The organism is Streptomyces sp. NPDC048521 (assembly GCF_043199855.1).
In the GTDB taxonomy this organism is placed as follows: domain Bacteria; phylum Actinomycetota; class Actinomycetes; order Streptomycetales; family Streptomycetaceae; genus Streptomyces.
In genome coordinates, this window is record NZ_JBICWR010000010.1 from 93,569 (window position 1) to 118,636 (window position 25,068).

General features: G+C 67.8%; 37 protein-coding genes. 4 read left to right on the plus strand and 33 right to left on the minus strand.

All coding sequences use genetic code 11. From position 1 onward, the window contains the following. Positions 1–53 precede the first annotated feature (53 nt). A complete protein-coding gene (locus ACGFRF_RS23270) occupies positions 54–902 on the plus strand; it encodes a helix-turn-helix transcriptional regulator (RefSeq protein ID WP_393742859.1) in 849 nt (282 codons plus the stop codon). Between the two features lie 19 nt (positions 903–921). Here ACGFRF_RS23270 and glmS read toward each other — a convergent pair whose 3' ends face one another. Then, positions 922–2,769: a glutamine--fructose-6-phosphate transaminase (isomerizing) gene (gene glmS / locus ACGFRF_RS23275; protein ID WP_393742861.1), complete on the minus strand. Its 1,848-nt coding sequence runs from the start codon at positions 2,767–2,769 to the stop codon at positions 922–924. Positions 2,770–2,956: 187 nt separating this feature from the next. On the opposite strand from glmS, the gene coaA reads away from it, so the two are divergent. Together coaA and ACGFRF_RS23285 are read left to right on the plus strand one after the other, a co-directional pair. Continuing rightward, on the plus strand, positions 2,957–3,925 hold the full coding sequence (gene coaA, locus ACGFRF_RS23280; RefSeq protein WP_393743248.1) for a type I pantothenate kinase: 969 nt from the start codon (positions 2,957–2,959) through the stop codon (positions 3,923–3,925). A gap of 31 nt (positions 3,926–3,956) precedes the next feature. After that, positions 3,957–4,904: a DUF389 domain-containing protein gene (locus ACGFRF_RS23285; RefSeq protein ID WP_393742863.1), complete on the plus strand. Its 948-nt coding sequence runs from the start codon at positions 3,957–3,959 to the stop codon at positions 4,902–4,904. Positions 4,905–4,992: 88 nt separating this feature from the next. Here ACGFRF_RS23285 and glmM read toward each other — a convergent pair whose 3' ends face one another. The 3 genes from glmM to rplM all read right to left on the minus strand — a co-directional run bounded on the left by glmM (position 4,993) and on the right by rplM (position 7,529). Further along, entirely contained in the window at positions 4,993–6,351 is a 1,359-nt protein-coding gene (glmM, locus tag ACGFRF_RS23290; protein ID WP_393742865.1) for a phosphoglucosamine mutase, read from the minus strand. Between the two features lie 179 nt (positions 6,352–6,530). Further along, positions 6,531–7,043, minus strand: a complete 513-nt coding sequence (rpsI, locus tag ACGFRF_RS23295) for a 30S ribosomal protein S9 (RefSeq protein ID WP_103812805.1) — start codon at positions 7,041–7,043, stop codon at positions 6,531–6,533. Between the two features lie 42 nt (positions 7,044–7,085). Beyond that, positions 7,086–7,529 (minus strand): 50S ribosomal protein L13, encoded by a 444-nt coding sequence (gene rplM, locus ACGFRF_RS23300; protein WP_014674395.1) that lies wholly within the window; start codon positions 7,527–7,529, stop codon positions 7,086–7,088. A 288-nt stretch (positions 7,530–7,817) separates the two neighbouring features. On the opposite strand from rplM, the gene ACGFRF_RS23305 reads away from it, so the two are divergent. Beyond that, positions 7,818–8,699: a hypothetical protein gene (locus tag ACGFRF_RS23305; protein ID WP_393742868.1), complete on the plus strand. Its 882-nt coding sequence runs from the start codon at positions 7,818–7,820 to the stop codon at positions 8,697–8,699. Position 8,700: 1 nt separating this feature from the next. Here ACGFRF_RS23305 and truA read toward each other — a convergent pair whose 3' ends face one another. The 29 genes from truA to rplD all read right to left on the minus strand — a co-directional run bounded on the left by truA (position 8,701) and on the right by rplD (position 25,060). Then, positions 8,701–9,552, minus strand: coding sequence for a tRNA pseudouridine(38-40) synthase TruA (truA, locus tag ACGFRF_RS23310; protein WP_393742870.1), 852 nt, complete (start codon positions 9,550–9,552; stop codon positions 8,701–8,703). Between the two features lie 107 nt (positions 9,553–9,659). Beyond that, on the minus strand, positions 9,660–10,160 hold the full coding sequence (rplQ, locus tag ACGFRF_RS23315; RefSeq protein WP_393742872.1) for a 50S ribosomal protein L17: 501 nt from the start codon (positions 10,158–10,160) through the stop codon (positions 9,660–9,662). 174 nt (positions 10,161–10,334) lie between these two features. Then, on the minus strand, positions 10,335–11,357 hold the full coding sequence (locus tag ACGFRF_RS23320; RefSeq protein ID WP_003966937.1) for a DNA-directed RNA polymerase subunit alpha: 1,023 nt from the start codon (positions 11,355–11,357) through the stop codon (positions 10,335–10,337). A gap of 153 nt (positions 11,358–11,510) precedes the next feature. Next, the gene (gene rpsK / locus ACGFRF_RS23325) at positions 11,511–11,915 is read right to left on the minus strand and encodes a 30S ribosomal protein S11 (protein ID WP_003956432.1); all 405 of its coding nucleotides are present in this window, start codon (positions 11,913–11,915) and stop codon (positions 11,511–11,513) included. Positions 11,916–11,980: 65 nt separating this feature from the next. Next, the gene (rpsM, locus tag ACGFRF_RS23330) at positions 11,981–12,361 is read right to left on the minus strand and encodes a 30S ribosomal protein S13 (protein ID WP_023547369.1); all 381 of its coding nucleotides are present in this window, start codon (positions 12,359–12,361) and stop codon (positions 11,981–11,983) included. A 185-nt stretch (positions 12,362–12,546) separates the two neighbouring features. Then, complete coding sequence (gene rpmJ / locus ACGFRF_RS23335) at positions 12,547–12,660, minus strand: 50S ribosomal protein L36 (protein ID WP_003998809.1); 114 nt, start codon at positions 12,658–12,660, stop codon at positions 12,547–12,549. Between the two features lie 59 nt (positions 12,661–12,719). Further along, the gene (gene infA / locus ACGFRF_RS23340; RefSeq protein ID WP_003948620.1) at positions 12,720–12,941 is read right to left on the minus strand and encodes a translation initiation factor IF-1; all 222 of its coding nucleotides are present in this window, start codon (positions 12,939–12,941) and stop codon (positions 12,720–12,722) included. Between the two features lie 162 nt (positions 12,942–13,103). Then, entirely contained in the window at positions 13,104–13,940 is an 837-nt protein-coding gene (gene map, locus ACGFRF_RS23345; protein ID WP_393742874.1) for a type I methionyl aminopeptidase, read from the minus strand. A 123-nt stretch (positions 13,941–14,063) separates the two neighbouring features. After that, positions 14,064–14,729: an adenylate kinase gene (locus ACGFRF_RS23350; protein ID WP_393742876.1), complete on the minus strand. Its 666-nt coding sequence runs from the start codon at positions 14,727–14,729 to the stop codon at positions 14,064–14,066. Further along, on the minus strand, positions 14,729–16,042 hold the full coding sequence (gene secY, locus ACGFRF_RS23355) for a preprotein translocase subunit SecY (RefSeq protein ID WP_393742878.1): 1,314 nt from the start codon (positions 16,040–16,042) through the stop codon (positions 14,729–14,731). The genes ACGFRF_RS23350 and secY overlap by 1 nt, the downstream gene beginning before the upstream one ends. A gap of 234 nt (positions 16,043–16,276) precedes the next feature. After that, the gene (gene rplO, locus ACGFRF_RS23360; protein ID WP_014674382.1) at positions 16,277–16,732 is read right to left on the minus strand and encodes a 50S ribosomal protein L15; all 456 of its coding nucleotides are present in this window, start codon (positions 16,730–16,732) and stop codon (positions 16,277–16,279) included. 2 nt (positions 16,733–16,734) lie between these two features. After that, entirely contained in the window at positions 16,735–16,917 is a 183-nt protein-coding gene (gene rpmD, locus ACGFRF_RS23365; protein ID WP_003998814.1) for a 50S ribosomal protein L30, read from the minus strand. Between the two features lie 2 nt (positions 16,918–16,919). Continuing rightward, a complete protein-coding gene (gene rpsE, locus ACGFRF_RS23370; protein ID WP_009190144.1) occupies positions 16,920–17,525 on the minus strand; it encodes a 30S ribosomal protein S5 in 606 nt (201 codons plus the stop codon). A gap of 41 nt (positions 17,526–17,566) precedes the next feature. Then, positions 17,567–17,950 (minus strand): 50S ribosomal protein L18, encoded by a 384-nt coding sequence (gene rplR / locus ACGFRF_RS23375; RefSeq protein ID WP_324789181.1) that lies wholly within the window; start codon positions 17,948–17,950, stop codon positions 17,567–17,569. 3 nt (positions 17,951–17,953) lie between these two features. After that, positions 17,954–18,493 (minus strand): 50S ribosomal protein L6, encoded by a 540-nt coding sequence (gene rplF, locus ACGFRF_RS23380; protein WP_393742881.1) that lies wholly within the window; start codon positions 18,491–18,493, stop codon positions 17,954–17,956. Positions 18,494–18,517: 24 nt separating this feature from the next. Next, positions 18,518–18,916, minus strand: a complete 399-nt coding sequence (gene rpsH / locus ACGFRF_RS23385) for a 30S ribosomal protein S8 (RefSeq protein ID WP_014674378.1) — start codon at positions 18,914–18,916, stop codon at positions 18,518–18,520. A gap of 216 nt (positions 18,917–19,132) precedes the next feature. Next, entirely contained in the window at positions 19,133–19,318 is a 186-nt protein-coding gene (locus tag ACGFRF_RS23390) for a type Z 30S ribosomal protein S14 (protein WP_003948630.1), read from the minus strand. A 5-nt stretch (positions 19,319–19,323) separates the two neighbouring features. Continuing rightward, positions 19,324–19,881 (minus strand): 50S ribosomal protein L5, encoded by a 558-nt coding sequence (gene rplE / locus ACGFRF_RS23395; RefSeq protein ID WP_030345436.1) that lies wholly within the window; start codon positions 19,879–19,881, stop codon positions 19,324–19,326. Next, complete coding sequence (gene rplX, locus ACGFRF_RS23400) at positions 19,881–20,204, minus strand: 50S ribosomal protein L24 (protein ID WP_061920721.1); 324 nt, start codon at positions 20,202–20,204, stop codon at positions 19,881–19,883. Before rplX ends, rplE begins: the two co-directional genes overlap by 1 nt. Positions 20,205–20,206: 2 nt before the next feature. Next, positions 20,207–20,575, minus strand: coding sequence for a 50S ribosomal protein L14 (gene rplN / locus ACGFRF_RS23405; protein ID WP_003998823.1), 369 nt, complete (start codon positions 20,573–20,575; stop codon positions 20,207–20,209). Between the two features lie 96 nt (positions 20,576–20,671). Continuing rightward, the gene (rpsQ, locus tag ACGFRF_RS23410) at positions 20,672–20,959 is read right to left on the minus strand and encodes a 30S ribosomal protein S17 (protein WP_020941675.1); all 288 of its coding nucleotides are present in this window, start codon (positions 20,957–20,959) and stop codon (positions 20,672–20,674) included. Continuing rightward, a complete protein-coding gene (gene rpmC / locus ACGFRF_RS23415; RefSeq protein WP_007494763.1) occupies positions 20,956–21,180 on the minus strand; it encodes a 50S ribosomal protein L29 in 225 nt (74 codons plus the stop codon). The genes rpsQ and rpmC overlap by 4 nt, the downstream gene beginning before the upstream one ends. Further along, a complete protein-coding gene (gene rplP / locus ACGFRF_RS23420) occupies positions 21,180–21,599 on the minus strand; it encodes a 50S ribosomal protein L16 (protein ID WP_009190136.1) in 420 nt (139 codons plus the stop codon). The genes rpmC and rplP overlap by 1 nt, the downstream gene beginning before the upstream one ends. A gap of 5 nt (positions 21,600–21,604) precedes the next feature. After that, positions 21,605–22,426: a 30S ribosomal protein S3 gene (gene rpsC, locus ACGFRF_RS23425; RefSeq protein WP_014674374.1), complete on the minus strand. Its 822-nt coding sequence runs from the start codon at positions 22,424–22,426 to the stop codon at positions 21,605–21,607. Next, positions 22,426–22,773: a 50S ribosomal protein L22 gene (rplV, locus tag ACGFRF_RS23430; protein WP_006130776.1), complete on the minus strand. Its 348-nt coding sequence runs from the start codon at positions 22,771–22,773 to the stop codon at positions 22,426–22,428. Before rplV ends, rpsC begins: the two co-directional genes overlap by 1 nt. A 43-nt stretch (positions 22,774–22,816) precedes the next feature. Next, on the minus strand, positions 22,817–23,098 hold the full coding sequence (gene rpsS / locus ACGFRF_RS23435) for a 30S ribosomal protein S19 (RefSeq protein ID WP_095748093.1): 282 nt from the start codon (positions 23,096–23,098) through the stop codon (positions 22,817–22,819). Between the two features lie 12 nt (positions 23,099–23,110). Beyond that, the gene (gene rplB / locus ACGFRF_RS23440) at positions 23,111–23,947 is read right to left on the minus strand and encodes a 50S ribosomal protein L2 (protein ID WP_031167077.1); all 837 of its coding nucleotides are present in this window, start codon (positions 23,945–23,947) and stop codon (positions 23,111–23,113) included. 40 nt (positions 23,948–23,987) lie between these two features. Continuing rightward, complete coding sequence (gene rplW / locus ACGFRF_RS23445; RefSeq protein WP_393742885.1) at positions 23,988–24,407, minus strand: 50S ribosomal protein L23; 420 nt, start codon at positions 24,405–24,407, stop codon at positions 23,988–23,990. Then, entirely contained in the window at positions 24,407–25,060 is a 654-nt protein-coding gene (gene rplD, locus ACGFRF_RS23450; protein ID WP_393742887.1) for a 50S ribosomal protein L4, read from the minus strand. The genes rplW and rplD overlap by 1 nt, the downstream gene beginning before the upstream one ends. Positions 25,061–25,068 lie beyond the last annotated feature (8 nt).

Genomic DNA, 25,068 nt, shown 5'->3' on the forward strand with positions numbered 1-25,068 from the left:
CTGGGTCTGCCAGTACCAGGTTGGCGCGCCGCGGACGGCCTACGATCGGAGGCATGAACGGGGAATGGTGGGAAGGAGAGGTGGGGGACTTCCTGCGCTCGCGCCGCGCCCGCATCCGGCCCGAGGAAGTGGGGCTGCCCTCGCACGGGCGGCGCCGCGTGCCGGGCCTGCGCCGCGAGGAGGTGGCCCAGCTCGCCGGGGTGAGCGTGGACTACTACATCCGGCTGGAGCAGGGCCGGGGGACGAGTGTGAGCGACGCCGTCCTCGACGCCGTCGCGCGGGTGCTGCGGCTGGACGAGACGGAGCACGCCTACCTGCGGACGGTCGTCCGGCCGCCCCGCCGGCCGCGCGGGCGGCGGGCCCCCGCGCCGCGCGTCCGCCCCGGCATCCAGAACCTGCTGGACGGCATGGAGCGCAACCCGGCGTTCGTCCTGGGCCGCCGCATGGACGTCCTGGCGTGGAACGCGCTCGGCGACGCGGTGAGCGGCTTCAGCCGCCTGGCACCGGCCGAACGGAACGTCCCCCGGCAGGTCTTCCTCGACCCGGCGGGCCGGGACCTCTACCCGGAGTGGGCCGCGGTGGCCGCCCAGACGGTGGCCCACCTGCGCCTGAACGCGGGCCGGTACGCCGACGACACCGACCTGTGCGCGCTGGTGGGCGAACTGTCGCTGAAGAGCGAGGACTTCCGCCGGCTGTGGGCGGACCACGAGGTCAAGGAGTGCGCGTACGGCGCGAAGAAGATACGGCACCCGGTGGCCGGCCTGCTGACGCTGCCGTACGAGACCCTGACGGTCCCGGCGGACCCTGAACAGACGATCGTGGTGTACACGCCGGAGCCGGGCTCGGAGACCGCGGAACGCCTTGCCCTGCTGGGCAGTTGGGAGTCGAGCACCGCCCGCTGAGCGGTGCCCGGCACCACCCTCACTCCACCGTCACGGACTTCGCCAGGTTCCGCGGCTGGTCCACCTCGTTGCCCCGGGCGGTGGCCAGTTCGCAGGCGAAGACCTGCAGCGGCACCGTCGCCACCAGCGGCTGCAGCAGCGTCGGCGTCGCGGGGATGCGGATCAGATGGTCGGCGTACGGGACCACGGCCTCGTCCCCCTCCTCCGCGATCACGATCGTCCGCGCCCCGCGCGCCCGGATCTCCTGGATGTTGGAGACGATCTTGTCGTGCAGGACGGACCGGCCGCGCGGCGACGGTACGACCACCACCACCGGCAGGTCCTCCTCGATCAGCGCGATCGGCCCGTGCTTCAGCTCGCCCGCCGCGAAGCCCTCGGCGTGCATGTAGGCCAGTTCCTTGAGCTTCAGGGCGCCTTCGAGGGCGACCGGGTAGCCCACGTGCCGGCCCAGGAACAGCACGGTGTTCTTGCCGGCCAGGGTGCGGGCCAGGGCCCGGACCGGCTCCATCGTCTCCAGGACCCGCTCGACCTCCTCGGAGATCCGGGACAGGTCCCTGATGACGGCCTGGATCTCGTCGCCCCACTTGGTGCCCCGCACCTGGCCCAGGTACAGGGCCACCAGGTAGCAGGCCACCAGCTGGGTCAGGAACGCCTTCGTGGAGGCGACGGCGACCTCGGGACCGGCGTGCGTGTACAGCACCGCGTCCGACTCGCGCGGGATCGTCGAACCGTTGGTGTTGCAGATCGCCAGCACCTTGGAGCCCTGCTCGCGGGCGTGCCGGAGGGCCATGAGGGTGTCCATGGTCTCGCCGGACTGGGAGATGGCGATGACCAGGGAGCGCCCGTCCAGGATCGGGTCCCGGTAGCGGAACTCGCTCGCCAGCTCCACCTCGCACGGGATGCGCGTGAAGTGCTCGATGGCGTACTTGGCGATCAGACCGGCGTGGAAGGCCGTACCGCAGGCGACGATGACGACCTTGTCGAGCTCGCGCAGCTCGGACGGGCTGATGCGGACCTCGTCCAGGGTCAGCGAGCCGGACGGGTCGATGCGCCCGAGCAGCGTGTCGGCGACCGCCTTGGGCTGCTCGGCGATCTCCTTGAGCATGAAGTAGTCATAGCCGCCCTTTTCCGCGGCGGAGGCGTCCCAGTCCACGTGGTAGGAGCGGACCTCGGCCGGGCGGCCGTCGAAGCCGGTCACCGTGACGCCGTCGCGGCGCAGCTCCACCACCTGGTCCTGGCCCAGCTCGATCGCCGACCGCGTGTGGGCGATGAACGCGGCGACGTCGGAGGCCAGGAACGCCTCGCCTTCTCCCACGCCCACCACCAGCGGGGAGTTCCGGCGCGCGCCGACGACCACGTCCGGATCGTCGGCGTGCGCCGCGACCAGCGTGAACGCGCCCTCCAGCCGCCGGCACACCAGCCGCATCGCCTCCGCCAGGTCGGCGGTCACCGAGAACTCCTCGGCCAGCAGGTGGGCGACCACCTCCGTGTCCGTCTCGGACGTCAGCTCGTGCCCCCGCTCGGCCAGCTCCGCGCGCAGCACCGCGAAGTTCTCGATGATGCCGTTGTGGACCACGGCGACCCGGCCCGCGTTGTCCAGGTGCGGGTGCGCGTTCGCGTCCGTGGGGCCGCCGTGCGTGGCCCAGCGCGTGTGGCCGATGCCCGTCGTACCCGTCGGCAGCGGCCGCTCGACCAGTTCCTTCTCCAGGTTGACCAGCTTCCCGGCCTTCTTCGCGGCGGCCAGTCCGCCGTCCGCGAGCACGGCGACACCCGCCGAGTCGTACCCCCGGTACTCCAGCCGCTTGAGCCCGGCCATCACGACATCGAGCGCCGACTGCGGCCCTACGTATCCCACGATTCCGCACATGAGCGGCAGCCTAAGGCTCGGAACCGTCCCGAACGGGCCTCCTCCTGCCCGAAATCGGAAATTCCCACCGTCGTACGAAGGGCCCCCGCGGCCGAACGCACGAGCGGGTGCGGGTGCGTGACGGACCCCACCCGCCGCCCCGTTCAAACTCCGTTAACAATGGACTGTGATCTCACCGGTCTCCTCGATGCCCCGGAGCGCCCACCGGCACAAGCCGGAGGCGACTCCCTACGTCGACCTCACCCGTGCCGAGTGGAGCGCGCTGCGCGACAAGACTCCGCTGCCGCTGACCGCCGAGGAGGTGGAGAAGCTCCGCGGCCTCGGCGACGTCATCGACCTCGACGAGGTGCGGGACATCTACCTCCCGCTCTCCCGGCTCCTGAACCTCTACGTCGGCGCCACGGACGGTCTCAGGGGCGCGCTGAACACCTTCCTCGGCGAGCAGGGCTCCCAGTCCGGCACCCCCTTCGTCATAGGGGTCGCCGGCTCGGTGGCCGTGGGCAAGTCGACCGTGGCCCGCCTGCTCCAGGCCCTGCTCTCCCGCTGGCCCGAACACCCGCACGTGGAACTGGTCACCACGGACGGCTTCCTGCTTCCCACCAGGGAGCTGGAGGCCCGCGGCCTGATGTCGCGGAAAGGATTCCCCGAGTCCTACGACCGCCGAGCCCTCACCCGCTTCGTCGCCGACATCAAGGCCGGCAAGGACGAGGTGACGGCCCCCGTCTACTCCCACCTGATCTACGACATCGTCCCCGACCGGCGGCTCACCGTCCGCCGCCCGGACATCCTCATCGTCGAGGGCCTGAACGTCCTCCAGCCCGCCCTGCCCGGCAAGGACGGCCGCACCCGGGTCGGTCTCGCCGACTACTTCGACTTCAGCGTGTACGTCGACGCGAGCGCCGAGGACATCGAGCACTGGTACCTCAGCCGGTTCAAGAAGCTGCGCCGGACGGCCTTCCAGAACCCGGACTCGTACTTCCGCAAGTACACCCAGGTCTCCGAGGAAGAAGCCCTCGACTACGCCCGCATGCTGTGGCGGACGATCAACAAGCCCAACCTGGTGGAGAACATCGCCCCCACCCGCGGCCGCGCCACCCTGATCCTCCGCAAGGGCCCGGACCACAAGGTGCAGCGGCTGCGCCTGCGCAAGCTGTGACGTGTCCCTGGCGACCTGTTAAAAAGACGTCATGCTGCATCTGCGCCTGATCACCCCGGCCGAGACGACGGACGAGGTGGTGCGGCTGATCGAGAACACGGTCGGCACCGCCCACCTCGTTCTCCTGCCGGGAGCCGCCCGCGATCCCGCCGGGGACGTGGTGATGTGCGACGTGGCGCGCGAGGCGGGCGACGAACTCCTCACCTCGCTGCGCCGGCTGGGCCTGGACAGGACCGGGTCCATCGCGATGGAGACCATCGACCTCTCCCTGTCCCGGCGGGCGGACAAGGCGGAGGCGGAGGCCCCGGGCGAGGGTGCGGACGCGGTGCTGTGGGAGGGTCTGGCCGACGCGACCCACGAGGAGTCGACGCTGTCGGTCACCTATGTCGCCTTCATCACGCTGGCCACGATGATCGCGGCGTGCGGTGTGGTGCTGGACAACGCCATCCTCATCGTGGGCGCGATGGCGGTGGGACCGGAGTTCGGCCCGCTGGCCGGCATCTGCACGGCCCTGGTGCAGCGTCACCCGCGCCTGGCCTGGCGGTCCGTGGTCGCGCTGCTGGTGGGCTTCGCCGCGGCCATGGCGCTGACGTCCGCGTTCAGCCTGTTCATGGACGCGGTCGGCCTGTTCAGCAAGTCCCAGCTGGAGGCCGACCGGCCCAACACCGGCTTCATCTACGCCCCGGACTGGTTCTCGTTCGTCGTGGCCGTGCTCGCCGGGATCGCCGGCACTCTGTCGCTGACCTCCGCCAAGTCCGGCGCCCTGGTCGGCGTCGCCATCTCCGTGACGACCGTACCCGCCGCCGCCAACGCGGCCGTGGCCCTGGTCTACAGCGACACCAACCAGACGGTGCGCTCCTCGGAACAGCTGCTGCTGAACCTGCTGGGCATCATCCTCGCCGGGACGCTCACGCTGCTCACGCAGAAGTACGTGTGGACGCGGCAACGCCAGCGGGCCATGAGGGGCGCGGGAAGCTGACGACACGCGGCTCCGCCGCGGGGACGCGATCGGCCACGGCCGACCCGCGGCCCGCGGCCGGCGGTACCCGGCACCCCTTGCCCGGCCGTCAGCCCAACGCCGACTTCACCGCGTCGGCGAGCCGCCCGGCGACGGCCCGAGCCTGATCGATGTCCGCGGCTTCCACCATCACCCGCACCAACGGCTCGGTCCCCGAGGGCCGCAGCAGCACCCGGCCGGTCTCCCCCAGCTCCCGCTCGGCCTCGGACACCGCGGCGGCGAGGTCGGCCGACGTACGCACGCGCGACTTGTCGACGTCCGGCACATTGATCAGCACCTGCGGCAGCCGCTCCATGACGGAGGCCAGCTCCCGAAGGCTGCGGCCGGTCTCCGCGACCCGAGCGGCCAGCAGCAACCCGGTCAGCGTGCCGTCACCGGTCGTCGCGTGGTCGAGGATGATCACGTGCCCGGACTGCTCGCCGCCCAGGGCGAAGCCGTGCGCCTTCATCTCCTCCAGCACGTACCGGTCGCCGACGGCCGTCTGCACGAGCCGGATACCCGCACGCTCCATCGCCAGCTTGAAGCCCAGGTTGGACATCACCGTGGCGACCACCGTGTCTTCCCGCAGAGCGGAGTGCTCCCGCATCGCGAGCGCGAGCACGCAGAGGATCTGGTCCCCGTCGACCTCCTCGCCGGTGTGGTCCACGGCCAGGCACCGGTCGGCGTCCCCGTCGTGCGCGATGCCGAGGTGCGCGCCGTGCTCGAGGACGGCGGCCTTCAGCTTGTCCAGGTGGGTCGAGCCGCAGCCGTCGTTGATGTTGAGGCCGTCCGGCTCGGCACCGATCGTGACGACCTCGGCGCCCGCCCGGGAGAACGCCTCCGGCGAAACCCCCGAGGCCGCGCCGTGCGCTTCGTCCAGGACGATCTTCAGTCCGTCGAGCCGGTTGGGCAGCACCGACATCAGATGGGCGATGTACTGCTCGAAGCCCTCGTCGTACGAGCGCACGCGGCCGACCCCGGCGCCCGTCGGACGCTCCCAGGGCTCACCGTGCCGGTGCGACTCGTACACCGCCTCGATCCTGTCCTCCAGCTCGTCGGCGAGTTTGTGGCCGCCGCGGGCGAAGAACTTGATGCCGTTGTCCGGCATGGCGTTGTGGCTGGCGGAGAGCATCACACCCAGGTCGGCGCCGAGCGCGCCGGTGAGGTGCGCGACCGCCGGCGTCGGCAGGACACCGACGCGGAGCACGTCCACGCCCGCGCTGGCCAGGCCCGCGACCACGGCCGCCTCCAGGAACTCCCCAGACGCGCGCGGGTCCCGTCCGACCACCGCCGTCGGCCTGTGGCCCTCGAAGGTGCCCGCCTCGGCCAGCACATGCGCCGCCGCGACGGAGAGACCGAGCGCCATCTCGGCCGTCAGATCCGCGTTGGCGACACCGCGCACGCCGTCCGTGCCGAAGAGTCGTCCCACTTGTCCTCCAGAGGAAGCGTCATCGCTGCCGGGAATGATGGCAGGCGCCGTAACATCCGATCACATAAGCCTTTGAGCGTCTTGTGTCGTTATACGCCCTTGGCTGGGATAAACGAACGCCCCGACGGCACATGTGGCGTGCCGCCGGGGCGTTCGGAGTACGAGCAGGCAGCTCCTGTTTAGCGCTTGCTGTACTGCGGGGCCTTGCGGGCCTTCTTCAGACCGGCCTTCTTGCGCTCGACCGCACGGTCGTCGCGCTTGAGGAAGCCGGCCTTCTTCAGCGGGCCGCGGTTGTTGTCGACGTCGGCCTCGTTCAGCGCACGGGCGACACCGAGACGGAGCGCACCGGCCTGACCGGAGACACCGCCACCCGCGATGCGGGCGATGACGTCGTAACGGCCTTCCAGCTCGAGCACCTTGAAGGGCTCGTTGACTTCCTGCTGGTGCACCTTGTTCGGGAAGTAGTCCTCGAGGGTGCGACCGTTGATCTTCCACTTGCCGGTGCCCGGGACGATCCGGACGCGGGCGATGGCGTTCTTGCGGCGGCCCAGGCCGGCGGCCGGCTGCGGCTCGCCGAAGCGGGAGGCCAGGGACTCCGAGGTGTACTCGCCCTCGACGGGGACCTCGGACTCGGTGGTGTAGCTGTCGATGTCAAGCTCTTCGAGCGGCTGCTCGGCAGTGGTCTCGGCCACGATTCTCCTCAGATTCTGTTCAGTCTTAGGGGGTGGCCGGACTTACTGCGCGACCTGGGTGATCTCGAACGGCACCGGCTGCTGGGCAGCGTGCGGGTGCTGGTCACCCTTGTAGACCTTCAGCTTCGAGAGCATCTGACGGCCCAGGGAGTTCTTCGGGAGCATGCCCTTGACGGCCTTCTCGATGGCCTTCTCGGGGTTCTTGTCGAGCAGCTCGTCGTAGCGGACGGAGCGCAGACCGCCCGGGTAACCGGAGTGGCGGTAGGCCATCTTCTGGGTCCGCTTGTTGCCGGACAGGTGCACCTTGTCGGCGTTGATGATGATGACGAAGTCACCAGCGTCGACGTGGGGCGCGTAGATCGGCTTGTGCTTGCCCCGGAGAAGGGTCGCTGCGGTGGTGGCGAGACGGCCCAGGACAACGTCCTGAGCGTCGATGACGTGCCACTGGCGCGTCACATCGCCGGGCTTGGGGCTGTACGTACGCACGGTTCGTAGCCTTCGCTTCGAGTGAATGGTCCTAAACAAGGTCACCGAAACGATCACGACAGCCTTGACCGCACTGCGGTGACGCAAACCGCGTGCTGATCGCTGGTCATCGGCCCGGTGGACCGGTGTAAGGGCCCGTCCCGTGAGAATGAGCAAGCCAATACACAACGAAGAAGCAGGTTACCGGTAGGCCCCCGGACGGGTCAAAACGAGGCATGCCGACGGACAAACAAGGCATGCCGCCAGACGGACTCCGGCACCCCTCGCCCCCCGTCTAAGATGCGCCCCATGAGTTACGGGCAGGGGGAACCCCAGTCTCAGTGGGATCCCTGGAAACCGCATTCCCAGCAGCCTTGGAGCAGCAGCGGCGACGACGGGACTCCGGACTGGGCCGCGCTCGCGGAGGCCTCGGAGACCCGGAACAAGCGCCGCAGGCTGCTGTTCATCGGCGGTGGCGCGCTCGCCACGGTCGCGGTCGGCACCGCCGTCGCGATGGCCGTCGTCTCCGCGAACGGCGGCGACGACCCGCAGGGCGGCCCCTCCAACCTGCCCGCCAGCGCCTCCCTGCCCGGGTCGGACACCGCGACGCCGTCCTTCGCGCCCACCAGCGCGCCACCGCCGCTGGATCCGAAGGACTTCATATCCAGCGCCAAGAAGGACACCGCCCCGCTCAGCCCCGACACCCTCTTCCCTGGCACCCGGCTGACCATGGGCGAGACGGTGTACAAGAAGGGCACCACGGCCGACACCAAGAACTGCGCCAGTGCCGCCGGCGGCACACTGCCCAAGATCCTCACGGCCAACGGCTGCACCCGGCTGATACGGGTGAGCTACGCCAACGGCGGCATCGCCGTCACCGTCGGTGTCGCCGTGTTCGACACGGAGGCACAGGCCACGAAGGTCAAGGCGCAGGCGGTCGGCAAGAAGAACCTCGTGAACCCGCTGCCCGGCAAGGGCATCAAGAACTTCTGCGACGCCGCGATCTGCCGCACGACCACGAACGCCTACGGCCGCTACGCCTACTTCACGATCAGCGGCTTCACCAGCGGCAAGAACGTCACCACCAAGGACACCAAGGTCTTCGCGGCGGGGGACGACCTGCAGAACTTCACCTTCAACCAGATCCACCGCCGCGGTCAGGCCCAGGCCTCCGCGGCGGCGAACCAGTAGCTCAGCAGCACCCCGCCGACGGCAGCGAGCGCTTGTTCCGCGCCTCCTTGTTGCGCGCGGCCAGCAGCTCGTCGGCGGGGTAGCCGACCTCCTCCAGGGTCAGCCCGTGCGGCCGTACGACATGCACGGCGGAGTCCCGCACCCCGGCGGCCAGCACCTTCCCGGGCCACTCCGGGCCCCGGTGCCCGTCGCCGACGAACAACAGCGCGCCGATCAGCGAGCGCACCATGTTGTGACAGAACGCGTCCGCCCGGACCGTCGCCGTGACGACCCCGTCCGCGCCCCGCGCTAGCGTCAGTTCCTGCAGCGTGCGGATCGTGGTCGCGCCCTCCCGCTTCTTGCAGTACGCGGCGAAGTCGTGCTCGCCGACCAGCGCCTGCGCGGCCTCGTTCATGGCGTCGACGTCCAGCGGCCAGTCGTGCCACAGCACATGGCCGCGCAGCAGCGGATCGACGCCCCCGGGGTTGTCCGTCACCCGGTACGCGTACCGGCGCCAGATCGCCGAGAACCGGGCGTCGAACCCCGCCGGAGCCTCGGAGAGCCGCCAGATCCGCACGTCCTTCGACAGCCGCCCGGCGAGCCGCTTCAGCAGCTTCTCGCGGTGCTCCGCCCACACCTCGACCGGCAGATCGACGTGCGCCACCTGCCCGCGCGCGTGCACCCCTGCGTCCGTCCGCCCGGCCACGGTCAGCTCGTACGTCTCCTTGGACCGCGTCACCGTACGCAGGGCGTCCTCGATCTCCCCCTGCACGGTCCGCTTGCCGCCGGCCTGCTTGGCCCAGCCGTGGAAGCCGGCGCCGTCGTAGGAGAGATCGAGGCGGATGCGGACGAATCCAGGCTGTACTTCACTCACAGACAGATCCTTTCAAGCTCTGACTCCTCCCAGGGCAGAGCGTGGTGAAAAGCGCGAAAGCGGGCCCGCCCCGAAGGGCGAACCCGCTTCCAGCGTCAGGCAGAGCCTCAGGCGTCCTTCGACTCCTCGGCCGGAGCCTCGGTGGCCTCGGTCTCCTGGACCTTGGTCTCCTCGGCCTTGGCCTCGTCGGCCTCCTTGACCGCACGCTTGGTGGCGGCCTCGGCCTCACCCACGGCGTTCTGCTGCACCGTCAGCGCCTCGACCAACTCGATGACGGCCATGGGCGCGTTGTCGCCACGACGGTTACCGATCTTGGTGATGCGGGTGTAACCACCGGGACGGTTCTCGTACCGCGGGCCGATCTCGGTGAAGAGCGTGTGGACGACGCCCTTGTCCGTGATGACCTGGAGCACCTGGCGGCGGTTGTGAAGGTCGCCCTTCTTCGCCTTGGTGATCAGACGCTCGGCGTACGGGCGCAGGCGGCGGGCCTTCGCCTCGGTGGTGGTGATGCGGCCGTGCTCGAAGAGGCTCTTCGCGAGGTTCGCGAGGAGCAGCTTCTCGTGCGCGGCGCTGCCGCCCAGACGGGCACCCTTGGTGGGCTTCGGCATGGTTCTTCTCCTGTGTGTCTGCCCCGGCCGTATCAGGTACCGGGGTCAGTATCCGAGCGAGCGGTTGCCCGTCGGAGATCCAGGCCCCCCGAAGGGGGCCTGGAAGGGGCGCGGGGAACTGCGCGACCAGCCACAACCGGCCCGCAGACGCAGTACGGCCTCCCCGCCAAGCGCTTAGTACTGCTCGGTCTCCACGAAACCGGCGTCCGCGTCGTCGTCGGCGCCGAAGGCGTCGGCGGCGGCGGTCGGGTCGAATCCGGGCGGGCTGTCCTTCAGGGCCAGGCCCATGCCGGCCAGCTTCGCCTTGACCTCGTCGATGGACTTCGCACCGAAGTTGCGGATGTCCAGCAGGTCGGCCTCGGAACGCGCCACGAGCTCACCCACGGAGTGGATGCCCTCACGCTTGAGGCAGTTGTACGACCGGACGGTGAGCTCCAGCTCCTCGATCGGCAGGGCGAGATCAGCGGCAAGGGCGGCGTCCGTCGGGGACGGACCCATGTCGATGCCCTCGGCGTCGATGTTCAGCTCGCGGGCGAGACCGAACAGCTCGACCAGGGTCTTACCGGCCGACGCCATGGCGTCACGCGGACGCATGGCCTGCTTGGTCTCGACGTCGACGATCAGCTTGTCGAAGTCGGTGCGCTGCTCGACACGCGTGGCCTCGACCTTGTACGTGACCTTCAGAACCGGCGAGTAGATCGAGTCGACCGGGATACGGCCGATCTCCTGGCCCACCTGCTTGTTCTGCACGGCCGAGACGTAGCCGCGACCGCGCTCGACGGTCAGCTCCATCTCCAGCTTGCCCTTGCCGTTGAGCGTGGCGAGGACCAGGTCGGGGTTGTGCACCTCGACACCGGCCGGGGGCGCGATGTCGGCGGCGGTGACCAGACCCGGGCCCTGCTTGCGCAGGTACATCACGACCGGCTCGTCGTGCTCCGAGGAGACGACCAGCTGCTTGATGTTGAGGATCAGGTCGGTGACGTCCTCCTTGACGCCCGGCACGGTGGTGAACTCGTGCAGCACGCCGTCGATCCGGATGCTGGTGACAGCGGCACCCGGGATCGAGGACAGGAGGGTACGGCGCAGGGAGTTGCCGAGGGTGTAGCCGAAGCCCGGCTCCAGCGGCTCGATCACGAACCGGGAGCGGAACTCGTCGACGACCTCTTCGGTCAACGAGGGACGCTGAGCGATCAGCATGTGTGGATCAGATCCTTCATTCGTGGACGCCCGCTATTTGACGCCCGACGGAAACCGCACCCGTGAAAAGTGCGGGTACTGCAAGGGTACGGGCGGCACGACCCGAAGGAGCCGTACCGCCCGGAACCCGAAGCCGGTCGAAGCAGCCAGGCGTCAGACGCGGCGGCGCTTCGGCGGACGGCAGCCGTTGTGCGGGGTCGGGGTGACGTCCTGGATGGAGCCGACCTCGAGGCCCGTGGCCTGCAGGGAGCGGATCGCGGTCTCACGACCGGAACCCGGACCCTTGACGAACACGTCGACCTTGCGCATGCCGTGCTCCTGAGCGCGGCGGGCAGCCGACTCGGCGGCCATCTGCGCGGCGAACGGCGTCGACTTCCGGGAACCCTTGAAGCCGACGTGGCCGGCCGAGGCCCAGGAGATCACGTTGCCGGACGGGTCCGTGATCGAGACGATCGTGTTGTTGAACGTGCTCTTAATGTGCGCGTGGCCGTGAGCGACGTTCTTCTTTTCCTTGCGGCGCACCTTCTTGGCAGCGCCCTGACGTCCCTTGGGGGGCATCTACTAACTCCTACGGGAGGTGGTCGGTCCTACAGCGAAGACCGTGGACAGGTGTCCGCTGCGGACTACTTCTTGCCCGGCTTCTTCTTGCCGGCGATGGCGCGACGCGGGCCCTTGCGGGTGCGAGCGTTGGTGCTGGTGCGCTGACCGCGGACGGGCAGACCGCGACGGTGACGGAGACCCTGGTAGCAGCCGATCTCGACCTTGCGGCGGATGTCGGCCTGGATCTCGCGACGGAGGTCACCCTCGGTCTTGATGTTGTTGTCGACGTACTCGCGGATCGCGACCAGCTGCTCTTCGGTCAGGTCACGAACGCGGGTGTTCGGGTCGACGCCGGTCGCAGCCAGCGTCTCCTTCGAGAGGGTCCGGCCGATGCCGAACACATAGGTGAGGGCGACCTCCACGCGCTTTTCGCGCGGGATGTCAACACCGGAAACGCGTGCCATTCAATGGCTCCTGGTGATCGTCGGAGGTCTTCCGCAGGACCGGCTCCCAGCCGCCGTATCAGGTACGAACTGGGTCCCCGGCCTCCGAACCGGGGGTGTCAGGCATGCGCCTGGGCCCTGCGTATGAACAATTCAGCTTGCGTCGCGCGAATCTCTGCGATGGATGCAGAGGGATCGGTCGTGCGTCAGCCCTGGCGCTGCTTGTGGCGCGGGTTCTCGCAGATGACCATGACCCGGCCGTGACGGCGGATCACCCTGCACTTGTCGCAGATCTTCTTGACGCTCGGCTTGACCTTCATGGGGTGAGGTTCTCCGGGTCAGTGCCATCGCTCCGGGAGGCCCGGGGCGCGGGCAAGATCTACTTGTACCGGTAGACGATCCGGCCACGCGTCAGGTCGTACGGAGACAGCTCCACCACGACCCGGTCGTCAGGGAGGATGCGGATGTAGTGCATACGCATCTTGCCGCTGATGTGTGCCAGGACCTGGTGGCCGTTCTGGAGCTCGACCTTGAACATGGCGTTCGGCAGAGACTCGACGACAGTGCCCTCGATCTCGATGGCACCTTGCTTCTTGGCCACGCTTCGCCCTTCGAATCGACTACCTTGATCGACTCTCTCGCTCACCCCGAGGGGCGAGTGCGAGCGCATGAAGACATGCGGGTGCACGAGAGCCGACGAGTCAGTCTACGTCGGCGCACCCGGAAAGGCGAATCGAGAAAGCCTGCCCCGCCCGGAGCGTCACTATGCGAGCGGATCCGGCGCAGCCGTGACGCCGTGCTCGGCCAGCTTGGCCTTGCCGCCGTCCGGGGCCGTCAGGACCAGGGGGCCCTGTTCGGTGAGCGCGACCGAGTGCTCCCAGTGGGAGGACCAGGTCCCGTCCGTCGTGATGACCGTCCAGTCGTCCTGGAGTACCTCGGTCTTCGGGGTGCCGAGGGAGACCATCGGCTCGATCGCGAGGCAGAAGCCGGGGACCAGCTTGGGGCCCTTGCCGCGACGGCGGTCGACGTAGTTCAGCAGGTGCGGGTCCATGTGCATCTCGGTGCCGATGCCGTGGCCGCCGTAGTCCTCGATGATCCCGTACCGGCCGCCGCCGGGCTTGGGCTGGCGGCGGATGTACGTCTCGATGGCCCGGGAGACGTCGACGAGCCGGTTGCCCTGCTTCATGGCCGCGATGCCGGCCCACATCGACTCCTCCGTCACCCGGGAGAGCTCGATCAGCTCCGGGGCGTGACCGGAGCCGACGAAGGCCGTGTAGGCGGCATCCCCGTGCCAGCCGTCCACGATCGCGCCGCAGTCGATGGAGATGATGTCGCCGTCCTTGAGGACGACGTCCTCGGAGGGGATGCCGTGCACGACCACATCGTTGACCGAGGTGCAGATCGTCGCCGGGAAGCCGCCGTAGCCCAGGAAGTTCGACTTCGCGCCGTGCTCGGCGAGGACCTTGCGGGCGACCTCGTCCAGATCCTTGGTGGAGGCGCCGGGAACGGCGGCTTCGCGCGTGGCCGCGTGGACGGCGGCTACGACCAGGCCCGCCGCACGCATCTTGGCGATCTGCTCGGGGGTCTTGATCTGCACCATGGGGACCTGCGCCCTCCGTCACTCTCGTCGGCTGGGTTACCTACACAACAGTACGGCCGCGGCGCCCTGGGGGTCCGCCGGACCAGTTCCGGGGGAGGGCACCGCGGCCGGAAGAACCGCGATCTACTTGTTCTCGGCCTTCTCGCGCTTCAGCGCCTCCAGCGCCCGCTGGGTGATCTCGTCCACGGGGCCCAGGGCGGAGATCGTCACGACCAGGCCCTGCGCCTTGTAGTAGTCGATGATCGGCTCGGTCTGCGTGTGGTAGACCTCCAGCCGCTTGCGGACCGTGTCCTCGGAGTCGTCGTCGCGCTGGTACAGCTCGCCTCCGCAGACGTCGCACACGCCCTCCTGCTTCGGCGGGCTGTACGTCACGTGGAAGACGTGGGAGGAGTCGTTGCGGCAGATGCGCCGGCCGGCGATCCGCTTCACGACCTCGTCCTCGGGGACCTCCAGGTCCAGAACGGCGTCCAGCGTGATGCCCTCGGTCTCCAGCAGCTCGTCCAGCGCCTGGGCCTGCGAGACGTTCCGCGGGAAGCCGTCCAGCAGGAAGCCGTTCTCCGCGTCCGGCTGCTCCATGCGGTCCTTGGCCATCGCGATGGTGACCTCGTCGGGAACGAGGTTGCCGGCGTCCATGTAGGACTTCGCGAGCTTGCCCAGCTCGGTCTGCTGGCTGATGTTGGCCCGGAACAGGTCACCCGTGGAGATGTGCGGGACGGCCAGCTTCTCTGCGAGCCGGACGGCTTGCGTTCCCTTACCAGCACCCGGCGGCCCGACGAGGACGATACGCATCAGCGGAGGAACCCTTCGTAATTGCGCTGCTGGAGCTGGCTCTCGATCTGCTTCACCGTCTCGAGACCGACACCCACGATGATCAGGATGCTGGTCCCGCCGAACGGGAAGTTCTGGCTTGCCCCGAAGCCGACCAACGCCACTGTTGGTACGAGAGCGATCAGACCCAGATACAGCGAACCCGGCCAGGTGATCCGGTTGAGCACGTAGCTGAGGTACTCAGCGGTCGGTCGGCCAGCCCGGATGCCCGGGATGAAGCCACCATACTTCTTCATGTTGTCGGCGACTTCCTCGGGGTTGAAGGAGATCGCCACGTAGAAGAACGCGAAGAAAACGATGAGCAAGAAGTACATCGTGATGTAAATCGGGTGGTCGCCCTTGGTGAGGTTCTGCTCGATCCAGGTCTTCCAGCCCGATTTGCCCCCGGCGAACTGAGCGATCAACGCCGGGATGTAGAGCAGCGACGAGGCGAAGATGACAGGAATCACACCTGCCTGGTTCACCTTGAGCGGGATGTACGTGGACGTACCACCGTAGGAGCGCCGGCCGATCATGCGCTTGGCGTACTGCACCGGGATGCGGCGCTGGGCCTGCTCGACGAAGACGACGAGCCCGACCATGATCAGGCCGACCAGGATCACGGTGCCGAACTCGATCCAGCCGCCGGCCAGGGTGCCCTGCTTCTTGATGGCCCACAGCGCGGACGGGAAGGTGGCGGCGATCGAGATGAACATCAGGATCGACATGCCGTTGCCGATGCCGCGGTCGGTGACCAGCTCGCCGAGCCACATCACGACGGCCGTACCGGCGGTCATGCAGATCACCATGGTGATCGTGGTGAAGATCGCCTGGTCCGGGACGATGCTCGTGGCGACCGAACAGCCGTTGAACAGCGCGCCGCTGCGGGCGGTGGCGACCAGGCCGGTGCCCTGCAGGATGGCGAGCGCCACGGTCAGGTAGCGGGTGTACTGCGTGATCTTCGCCGTGCCGGCCTGGCCCTCCTTCTTCAGGGCTTCCAGGCGGGGGATGACCACGGTCAGCAGCTGAAGGATGATGCTGGCCGTGATGTACGGCATGATGCCGAGCGCGAAGACCGTGATCTGCAGCAGCGCACCACCGCTGAACATGTTCACGAGGCCGAACAGGCCCTGGTTGCCCTGTGCCTCGTTCACACAGGTCTGGACGGCCTTGTAGTTGACGCCGGGGATCGGGATGTGGGTACCGACCCGGTAGACCACGATGATGCCCAGCGTGAAGAGCAGCTTCTTGCGCAGGTCGGGCGTCTTGAACGCCCGGGCGAACGCGGTGAGCACGGTGCCTCCTGCGACCCCCGCGCAAGTGCGTCAAGGGTGACGGTCTTGAGGTTCGACGAATAGATAACGGTCAACTGCCGCTCAGGGTGCCCCATGGGAGGCACCCAGTGAAAGCAGGCAGTGCAGGCCACCTTACCGGCGAGAGCACCGCCCAAGGAACGACCAACCGGGGATACCCCTTTTGTGGGGTATCCCCGGTCGGGATCGCTCACGTCATCGAGGCGCCTGAGGGACTCAGACGAGCTCGGTGACCGTACCGCCGGCGGCGGTGATCTTCTCCTTGGCGGAACCGGAGACGGCGTCGACCGTCACCTGCAGCGCCACGGAGATCTCGCCCTGGCCGAGGACCTTGACGAGGCTGTTCTTGCGAACGGCACCCTTGGCCACCAGACCCTCGACCGTGACCTCGCCACCCTCGGGGTAGAGCGCGGCCAGCTTGTCGAGGTTCACGACCTGGTACTCGGTCTTGAACGGGTTCTTGAAGCCCTTCAGCTTCGGGAGGCGCATGTGCAGCGGCATCTGGCCGCCCTCGAAGCGCTCCGGAACCTGGTAACGGGCCTTGGTGCCCTTGGTACCACGACCGGCCGTCTTACCCTTCGACGCCTCACCACGACCGACACGGGTCTTGGCGGTCTTGGCGCCCGGGGCGGGACGGAGGTTGTGGATCTTGAGCGGGTTCTGCTCCGCCATGATCAGTCGACCTCCTCGACCGTCACGAGGTGGCGGACGGTGTGCACCATGCCGCGGAACTCGGGGCGGTCCTCCTTGACGACCACGGTGTTGATCCCCTTGAGACCAAGCGACCGCAGGGTGTCACGGTGGTTCTGCTTGCTGCCGATGTAGGACTTGACCTGCGTGATCTTGAGCTGCGCCATGATTACGCACCCGCCCCGGCACGCGCACGCAGCAGGGCCGCGGGAGCGACGTCCTCGAGCGGCAGACCACGGCGGGCCGCGATCTCCTCGGGACGCTGCAGACCCTTCAGGGCCTCCACGGTCGCGTGCACGATGTTGATCGCGTTGTCGGAGCCGAGCGACTTCGACAGCACGTCGTGGATACCGGCGCACTCGAGCACGGCACGCACCGGACCACCGGCGATAACACCGGTACCCGGGGACGCGGGCTTGAGCAGCACGACGCCGGCAGCCTTCTCACCCTGGATGGGGTGGGGGATGGTGCCCTGGATACGGGGGACCTTGAAGAAGTGCTTCTTGGCCTCCTCAACGCCCTTGGCGATGGCGGCCGGCACCTCCTTGGCCTTGCCGTACCCGACACCCACGGTGCCGTCACCGTCGCCCACCACGACCAGCGCGGTGAAGCTGAAGCGACGACCACCCTTCACAACCTTGGCGACGCGGTTGATCGCGACGACGCGCTCAACGTACGCGGTCTTCTCGGCGGCAGCTGCGCCGCCGTCACGGCCCTTCCGGTCCCGCCGCTCGCCGCCACCGGCACCGCCACCGCGGCGCTGGGGTCCAGCCATTGGAATTACCTCTCTCTGTCTCCGCTAGCTACGGAACCGACTCAGAACTTGAGTCCGGCCTCGCGGGCGGCGTCCGCCAGGGCGGCGATGCGCCCGGCGTACTGGTTACCACCACGGTCGAACACGACGGCCTCGACACCGGCGGCCTTGGCACGCTCGGCGACCAGGGCGCCGACCTGCTTGGCCTGCGCGGACTTGTCGCCCTCGCCACCGCGGATCGACGCGTCCAGCGTGGACGCCGACGCCACGGTGTGGCCCTTCAGGTCGTCGATCACCTGCGCCACGATGTGGCGGTTGGAGCGGGTCACGACCAGACGGGGACGCTCGGCGGTACCCGAGACCTTCTTGCGGATCCGGATGTGACGACGCTTGATAGCAGCACGCTTGTAGGCGTCGCCCTTGAGGATCTTCTGCCCGTATGCCATGGCTTACTTACCCGCCTTTCCGACCTTGCGGCGGATGACTTCGCCCTCGTACTTGACGCCCTTGGCCTTGTACGGGTCGGGCTTGCGCAGCTTGCGGATGTTGGCCGCAACCTCGCCGACCTTCTGCTTGTCGATGCCCTCGACCGAGAAACGGGTCGGGGACTCCACCTTGAAGGTGATGCCCTCGGGGGCCTCGACCACGATCGGGTGGCTGTAGCCGAGCGCGAACTCGAGGTTCGAACCCTTGGCGGTCACGCGGTAACCGACACCACTGATCTCGAGCTTCTTCACGTAACCCTGGGTCACGCCGGTGATCATGTTCGCCACCAGCGTGCGGGACAGGCCGTGCAGGGCCTTGCTCTGACGCTCGTCGTTGGGGCGGGTCACCTGCAGGGTGCCGTCCTCGCCCTTGGCGATGTCGATCGGCGCCACGACGGTGTGGGTCAGCGAGCCCTTGGGGCCCTTGACCGAAACCGTACGGCCGTCGATGGTGACGTCCACGCCGGCGGGAACCGCGATGGGGAGCTTGCCGATGCGCGACATAGCTGTTTCCTCCGTTCCCTTCTGCTACCAGACGTAGGCGAGGACTTCCCCACCCACGCCCTTCTTGCCGGCCTGCTTGTCGGTGAGGAGCCCGTGCGACGTGGAGATGATCGCCACGCCCAGGCCGCCGAGCACCTTCGGCAGGTTGGTGGACTTCGCGTACACCCGGAGACCGGGCTTGGAGATCCGCTTGATGCCCGCGATGGAGCGCTCACGGTTCGGGCCGAACTTCAGCTCGAGAACGAGGTTCTTGCCGACCTCGGCGTCCTCGACCTTCCAGCCCGTGATGAAGCCCTCCTGCTGGAGGATCTCCGCGATGTGCGACTTGATCTTGGAGTGCGGCATCGACACCGAGTCGTGGTAAGCCGAGTTCGCGTTCCGCAGACGCGTAAGCATGTCTGCGATCGGATCAGTCATGGTCATGAATTGGCCTGTGGCCTTTCTCGCCGGGGTTTCCTATATGCGCCATCCCTCTCCCCGTACTTCTGCAGACGGGACGGGTGCGGTGCGGGGACCTACGGCGTAGTAAGTCGATCCAGGGCGGCAGAGGCCCAACCCTCCTAGCCTAAGCCATGAGGGGATGGGCCTCTGCCGACCCAGTTGCTTACCGAGAGGTCCAGGAATCCCTAAAAGTGGGGATTACCAGGAGCTCTTGGTCACGCCCGGCAGCTCGCCACGGTGAGCCATCTCACGAAGGCACACGCGGCAGAGGCCGAACTTGCGGTACACGGAGTGGGGACGGCCGCAGCGCTGGCAGCGCGTGTAGCCACGCACGCCGAACTTGGGCTTGCGAGCAGCCTTCGCGATGAGAGCCTTCTTCGCCATCTCGCTCACGCCTCCTTGAACGGGAAGCCGAGGTGACGGAGAAGGGCGCGGCCCTCTTCGTCGTTGGTCGCCGTGGTCACCACGGTGATGTCCATACCCCGGACACGGTCGATCTTGTCCTGGTCGATCTCGTGGAACATGACCTGCTCCGTGAGACCGAAGGTGTAGTTGCCACGGCCGTCGAACTGCTTGGGGGACAGACCACGGAAGTCGCGGATGCGCGGGAGCGCGAGCGACAGGGTGCGGTCCAGGAACTCCCACATGCGGTCGCCACGGAGCGTGACGTGGGCACCGATCGGCTGACCCTCACGCAGCTTGAACTGCGCGATGGACTTGCGGGCCTTGGTGACGGCCGGCTTCTGACCGGTGATCGTGGTGAGGTCGCGGATGGCGCCCTCGATCAGCTTGGAGTCGCGGGCGGCGTCGCCCACACCCATGTTGACCACGATCTTGACGAGGCCGGGAACCTGCATGACGTTCTCGTACTTGAATTCGTCACGCAGCTTGCCCGCGATCTCCTCGCGGTACTTCTGCTTCAGACGCGGAGTGGTGGTGGTAGCCATCAGATGTCCTCACCCGTCCGCTTGGCAACGCGGATCTTGTTGCCCTCTTCGTCGAAGCGGTAACCGACACGCGTGACGACCTTGTTGCCGTCCTTCTCCACGACCAGCTGAACGTTGGACACGTGGATGGGGGCCTCGGTGGTCACGATGCCGCCGGCCTGCGAACCGCGAGCGGTCGGACCGGCCTTGGTGTGCTTCTTGACCCGGTTGACACCCTCGACCAGGACGCGGTCCTCGCGGGGGTAGGCCGCGATGACCTTGCCCTGCTTGCCCTTGTCCTTGCCGGTGATGACCTGGACCAGGTCGCCCTTCTTGATCTTCATGCTTACAGCACCTCCGGAGCCAGCGAGATGATCTTCATGAACTTCTTCTCGCGCAGCTCACGCCCGACCGGGCCGAAGATGCGGGTGCCGCGAGGGTCGCCGTCGTTCTTCAGAATGACGGCGGCGTTCTCGTCGAAGCGGATGTACGAGCCGTCCGGACGGCGGCGCTCCTTGACGGTGCGAACGATGACCGCCTTGACGACGTCACCCTTCTTCACGTTGCCACCGGGGATCGCGTCCTTGACGGTGGCGACGATGACGTCACCGATGCCCGCGTAGCGGCGACCGGAGCCACCGAGCACACGGATGCAAAGGATCTCCTTCGCACCAGTGTTGTCGGCGACACGCAGTCGCGACTCCTGCTGGATCACGTCTATCTCCTGATCGTCTGCCGGTTCCCCGGGGGCCGCCTCTCAGCGGCCCCCGGAGCCTGGCGGAACTGACCTGCGGGGTTTGCCCCGCAGGAATTACTTGGCCTTCTCGAGGATCTCGACGACGCGCCAGCGCTTCGTCGCGGACAGCGGCCGGGTCTCCATGAGGAGGACGCGGTCGCCGACACCCGCGGCGTTCTGCTCGTCGTGCGCCTTGAGCTTGTTCGTACGGCGGATGACCTTGCCGTACAGCGCGTGCTTGACGCGGTCCTCGACGGCGACGACGACGGTCTTGTCCATCTTGTCGCTGACGACGAGGCCCTCACGCGTCTTGCGGAAGCCGCGCGCCTCGGTGTTCTGCTCAGTCACGTTGTTCTCGCTCATGCGTTCTCCACCGTTTCGATGCCCAGCTCGCGCTCGCGCATCAGGGTGTAGATCCGCGCGATGTCCTTACGGACGGCCTTCAGCCGACCGTGGTTCTCGAGCTGGCCCGTCGCCGCCTGGAAGCGGAGGTTGAACAGCTCTTCCTTGGCCTCGCGGAGCTTCGCCAGAAGCTCCTCGTTGCCCAGCTCGCGCAGCTCGGACGCCTTGGTACCGGCCGACATCACGCTTCACCTGCCTCGCGCTTGACGATCCGGCACTTCATCGGCAGCTTGTGGGCCGCACGAGTCAGCGCCTCACGGGCGATCTTCTCGTTGGGGTACGACAGCTCGAACATGACGCGTCCGGGCTTGACGTTGGCGATCCACCACTCCGGAGAACCCTTACCGGAACCCATGCGGGTCTCGGCCGGCTTCTTGGTGAGGGGACGGTCCGGGTAGATGTTGATCCAGACCTTGCCGCCACGCTTGATGTGGCGGGTCATCGCGATACGAGCCGCCTCGATCTGGCGGTTCGTCACGTAGGCCGGGGTCAGCGCCTGGATGCCGTACTCGCCGAACGCAACCTGCGTTCCACCCTTGGACATTCCGTTGCGCTTCGGGTGGTGCTGCTTGCGGTGCTTGACCCTACGGGGGATCAGCATGACGGTCAGGCCTCCGTTCCGGTGCTCTCAGCCGGAGCGGCGGCGGGAGCCTCGGCCTTGGGGGCCTCGGCGCCGGCAGCCTGCTGCGGCTTGCGACCGCGCCGCTCGCCACCGCGGCCACCACGGGCCGGGCGGTCGGCACCGCCACGGGCCGGGCGGTTACCCGCACGGGCCGCAGCGTTCTCGGCGCGGACCTCGGCGATGTTCTTGACGTCGCCCTTGTAGATCCAGACCTTCACGCCGATGCGGCCGAAGGTCGTCTTGGCCTCGAAGAAGCCGTAGTCCACGTTCGCGCGGAGCGTGTGCAGGGGCACGCGGCCCTCGCGGTAGAACTCCGAGCGGGACATCTCGGCGCCGCCGAGGCGGCCACCGCACTGGATCTTGATGCCCTTGGCGCCGGCCTTCATCGCCGACTGCATGCTCTTGCGCATGGCACGGCGGAAGGAGACGCGGGAGGAGAGCTGCTCGGCGACGGCCTGGGCAACCAGCTGAGCGTCGGTCTCGGGGTTCTTGACCTCGAGGATGTTCAGCTGGACCTGCTTGCCCGTGAGCTTCTCGAGGTCACCGCGGATGCGGTCGGCCTCGGCGCCACGGCGGCCGATGACGATGCCGGGACGAGCGGTGTGGATGTCCACACGCACGCGGTCACGGGTGCGCTCGATCTCCACCTTGGAGATGCCGGCACGCTCCATGCCGGACGTCATCATCCGACGGATGGCGACGTCTTCCTTGACGTAGTCCTTGTAGAGCTTGTCGGCGTACCAACGCGACTTGAAGTCGGTCGTGACACCGAGCCGGAACCCGTGCGGGTTTACCTTCTGGCCCATTACCGGGTTCCTTCCTTGCTGCTGACGACCACGGTGATGTGGCTGGTCCGCTTGCGGATCCGGTAGGCACGGCCCTGGGCACGCGGACGGAACCGCTTCAGGGTCGGGCCCTCGTCGACGTAGGCCTCGGAGATGAAGAGGCTGTCGACATCGGTGTGGTCGTAGTTGTGCGCGGCGTTGGCGATGGCGCTGTCCAGCACCTTGCCGACCGGCACGGAGGCGGCCTGCGGAGCGAATCGCAGGACGGCCTGGGCCTCCGTGGCGTCCATGCCACGGATGAGGTCCACCACGCGGCGGGCCTTCATGGGCGTGACGCGGATGTACCGCGCCTGGGCCCTGGCTTCCATGGTTGTCCCTTCAGTTACTTACGTGTCTGAATGCGATCCGCTACTAGCGGCGCTTCGACTTCCGGTCTTCCTTGACGTGGCCCCGGAAGGTGCGGGTCGGCGAGAACTCGCCGAGCTTGTGGCCGACCATCGACTCGGTGACGAACACCGGGATGTGGGTCTTGCCGTTGTGCACCGCGATCGTGTGGCCGAGCATGGCCGGGACGATCATCGAGCGACGGGACCAGGTCTTGATGACGTTCTTAGAGCCCGCTTCGTTCTGGGCGTCCACCTTCTTGATCAGGTGGTCGTCGACGAAGGGTCCCTTCTTCAAGCTACGAGGCATCTCAACCCGTCCTTAGCGCTTCTTGTTCGTCTTGCGGCGGCGGACGATGTACTTGTTCGACGCCTTCTTGGGCGAACGAGTACGGCCTTCCTTCTTGCCCCACGGGGACACAGGGTGGCGACCACCGGAGGTCCGGCCCTCACCACCACCGTGCGGGTGGTCAACCGGGTTCATGACCACACCACGGACGGTCGGGCGAACGCCCAGCCACCGCTTGCGGCCCGCCTTGCCCCAGTTGATGTTGCTCTGCTCGGCGTTGCCGACCTCGCCGATGGTGGCGCGGCAGCGGACGTCGACCAGGCGGATCTCACCGGACGGCATGCGGAGGTGGGCCATCGAGCCCTCCTTCGCGAGCAGCTGCACGGAGGCACCGGCGGAGCGGGCGAACTTGGCACCGCCACCGGGACGGAGCTCGATCGCGTGGATCGTGGTACCGACCGGGATGTTGCGGAGGGCCAGGTTGTTGCCCGGCTTGATGTCGGCCCCGGGACCGTTCTCGACACGGTCACCCTGCTGCAGGTTGCGCGGGGCGAGGATGTAGCGCTTCTCGCCGTCGGCGTAGTGCAGCAGCGCGATGCGCGCGGTGCGGTTGGGGTCGTACTCGATGTGCGCGACCTTCGCCGGCACGCCGTCCTTGTCGTGACGACGGAAGTCGATCACGCGGTAGGCGCGCTTGTGTCCGCCACCCTGGTGGCGAACGGTCACACGACCGGCGTTGTTACGGCCGCCCTTGCTGTGCAGCGGGCGGACCAGCGACTTCTCCGGCGTGGACCGCGTGACCTCGACGAAGTCGGCGACGCTGGCGCCACGACGGCCCGGCGTAGTCGGCTTGTACTTGCGGATTCCCATTTCTCAGTCCTCGTCCGATATCGGACGATCCGGACCGCCCTTAGGCGGTCGGACCGCCGAAGATGTCGATACGGTCGCCCTCGGCGAGGGTCACGATCGCGCGCTTGGTGCCGGCACGCTGGCCGAAGCCCGTGCGGGTCCGCTTGCGCTTGCCCTGGCGGTTGATCGTGTTGACCCCGGTGACCTTGACCGAGAAGACCGCCTGGACGGCCTGCTTGATCTGGGTCTTGTTGGCGTTCGGGTCGACGATGAACGTGTACTTGTTCTCGTCGAGGAGCGCGTAGCTCTTCTCCGAGACGACCGGCTTCAGCAGGACGTCACGGGGGTCCGTGTACGACTTGCTCAGCGGGGTCTCGACGGTGTTCTTGCCCTCGGTGGCGTGGCGACGCGCCTTGGCGACGCGCGCGGCCTTGGCGGCCTTGGCGGCCTTCGAGGCGATGCTCGGGTGACGCGTAGCCATCAGGCCTCGCTCCCTTCGGTGTCGTTGGCCTTCGGGCCGGCGACGAAGGACTCGAAAGCGGCCTGGGTGAAGACCACGTCGTCCGAGACGAGAACGTCGTACGTGTTCAGCTGGCCCGGCTCCAGGATGTGGACCTGGGGCAGGTTGCGGGCGGACAGCCACGCGGCCTCGTCGGAGCGGTCGACGACCAGGAGCAGGTTCTTGCGCTCCGAGATCTTGCCGAACAGGCTCTTCGCGGCCTTCGTGGACGGGTTGTCGCCCTCGACCACGCCGGAGACGACGTGGATGCGGTTGTGACGCGCCCGGTCGGTGAGGGCACCGCGCAGGGCGGCGGCCTTCATCTTCTTCGGGGTCCGCTGCGAGTAGTCACGCGGCACGGGACCGTGCACGACGCCACCACCGGCGAACTGCGGCGCGCGGGTCGAACCCTGGCGGGCGCGACCGGTGCCCTTCTGGCGGTAAGGCTTCTTGCCACCGCCACGGACTTCACCGCGGGTCTTGGTCTTGTGCGTGCCCTGACGGGCAGCGGCCAGCTGCGCGACGACGACCTGGTGGATCAGCGGAACGCTGACCTTGGCGTCGAAGATCTCCGCGGGGAGCTCGACGGAACCGGCCTTGTCGCCCGCCGGCGAAAGGATGTCAACAGTGCTCATCGGTTACC

Excerpts from the sequence above, each read along its gene's own strand:
- rpsQ (WP_020941675.1), bottom strand. The coding sequence starts at position 20,959 with ATGAGCGAGAACAACGTGACTGAGCAGAACACCGAGGCGCGCGGCTTC.
- rplD (WP_393742887.1), bottom strand. The coding sequence starts at position 25,060 with ATGAGCACTGTTGACATCCTTTCGCCGGCGGGCGACAAGGCCGGTTCC.
- ACGFRF_RS23285 (WP_393742863.1), top strand. The coding sequence starts at position 3,957 with ATGCTGCATCTGCGCCTGATCACCCCGGCCGAGACGACGGACGAGGTG.
- ACGFRF_RS23305 (WP_393742868.1), top strand. The coding sequence starts at position 7,818 with ATGAGTTACGGGCAGGGGGAACCCCAGTCTCAGTGGGATCCCTGGAAA.
- map (WP_393742874.1), bottom strand. The coding sequence starts at position 13,940 with ATGGTGCAGATCAAGACCCCCGAGCAGATCGCCAAGATGCGTGCGGCG.
- coaA (WP_393743248.1), top strand. The coding sequence starts at position 2,957 with ATGCCCCGGAGCGCCCACCGGCACAAGCCGGAGGCGACTCCCTACGTC.
- rplX (WP_061920721.1), bottom strand. The coding sequence starts at position 20,204 with ATGAAGATCAAGAAGGGCGACCTGGTCCAGGTCATCACCGGCAAGGAC.
- rpmD (WP_003998814.1), bottom strand. The coding sequence starts at position 16,917 with ATGGCGCAGCTCAAGATCACGCAGGTCAAGTCCTACATCGGCAGCAAG.
- ACGFRF_RS23350 (WP_393742876.1), bottom strand. The coding sequence starts at position 14,729 with ATGCGTATCGTCCTCGTCGGGCCGCCGGGTGCTGGTAAGGGAACGCAA.
- ACGFRF_RS23270 (WP_393742859.1), top strand. The coding sequence starts at position 54 with ATGAACGGGGAATGGTGGGAAGGAGAGGTGGGGGACTTCCTGCGCTCG.
- rpsE (WP_009190144.1), bottom strand. The coding sequence starts at position 17,525 with ATGGCTGGACCCCAGCGCCGCGGTGGCGGTGCCGGTGGCGGCGAGCGG.
- rplE (WP_030345436.1), bottom strand. The coding sequence starts at position 19,881 with ATGGCTACCACCACCACTCCGCGTCTGAAGCAGAAGTACCGCGAGGAG.
- rplW (WP_393742885.1), bottom strand. The coding sequence starts at position 24,407 with ATGGCTACGCGTCACCCGAGCATCGCCTCGAAGGCCGCCAAGGCCGCC.
- rpsM (WP_023547369.1), bottom strand. The coding sequence starts at position 12,361 with ATGGCACGCGTTTCCGGTGTTGACATCCCGCGCGAAAAGCGCGTGGAG.
- glmS (WP_393742861.1), bottom strand. The coding sequence starts at position 2,769 with ATGTGCGGAATCGTGGGATACGTAGGGCCGCAGTCGGCGCTCGATGTC.
- rplR (WP_324789181.1), bottom strand. The coding sequence starts at position 17,950 with ATGGCATACGGGCAGAAGATCCTCAAGGGCGACGCCTACAAGCGTGCT.
- rplV (WP_006130776.1), bottom strand. The coding sequence starts at position 22,773 with ATGGAAGCCAGGGCCCAGGCGCGGTACATCCGCGTCACGCCCATGAAG.
- rpsK (WP_003956432.1), bottom strand. The coding sequence starts at position 11,915 with ATGCCCCCCAAGGGACGTCAGGGCGCTGCCAAGAAGGTGCGCCGCAAG.
- rplF (WP_393742881.1), bottom strand. The coding sequence starts at position 18,493 with ATGTCGCGCATCGGCAAGCTCCCCATCGCGGTTCCCGCCGGCGTGGAC.
- rpmJ (WP_003998809.1), bottom strand. The coding sequence starts at position 12,660 with ATGAAGGTCAAGCCGAGCGTCAAGAAGATCTGCGACAAGTGCAGGGTG.
- rplP (WP_009190136.1), bottom strand. The coding sequence starts at position 21,599 with ATGCTGATCCCCCGTAGGGTCAAGCACCGCAAGCAGCACCACCCGAAG.
- ACGFRF_RS23390 (WP_003948630.1), bottom strand. The coding sequence starts at position 19,318 with ATGGCGAAGAAGGCTCTCATCGCGAAGGCTGCTCGCAAGCCCAAGTTC.
- rpsC (WP_014674374.1), bottom strand. The coding sequence starts at position 22,426 with ATGGGCCAGAAGGTAAACCCGCACGGGTTCCGGCTCGGTGTCACGACC.
- rplB (WP_031167077.1), bottom strand. The coding sequence starts at position 23,947 with ATGGGAATCCGCAAGTACAAGCCGACTACGCCGGGCCGTCGTGGCGCC.
- rplQ (WP_393742872.1), bottom strand. The coding sequence starts at position 10,160 with ATGCCGAAGCCCACCAAGGGTGCCCGTCTGGGCGGCAGCGCCGCGCAC.
- rpsS (WP_095748093.1), bottom strand. The coding sequence starts at position 23,098 with ATGCCTCGTAGCTTGAAGAAGGGACCCTTCGTCGACGACCACCTGATC.
- rpsH (WP_014674378.1), bottom strand. The coding sequence starts at position 18,916 with ATGACCATGACTGATCCGATCGCAGACATGCTTACGCGTCTGCGGAAC.
- ACGFRF_RS23320 (WP_003966937.1), bottom strand. The coding sequence starts at position 11,357 with ATGCTGATCGCTCAGCGTCCCTCGTTGACCGAAGAGGTCGTCGACGAG.
- rpmC (WP_007494763.1), bottom strand. The coding sequence starts at position 21,180 with ATGTCGGCCGGTACCAAGGCGTCCGAGCTGCGCGAGCTGGGCAACGAG.
- rplO (WP_014674382.1), bottom strand. The coding sequence starts at position 16,732 with ATGGCGGAGCAGAACCCGCTCAAGATCCACAACCTCCGTCCCGCCCCG.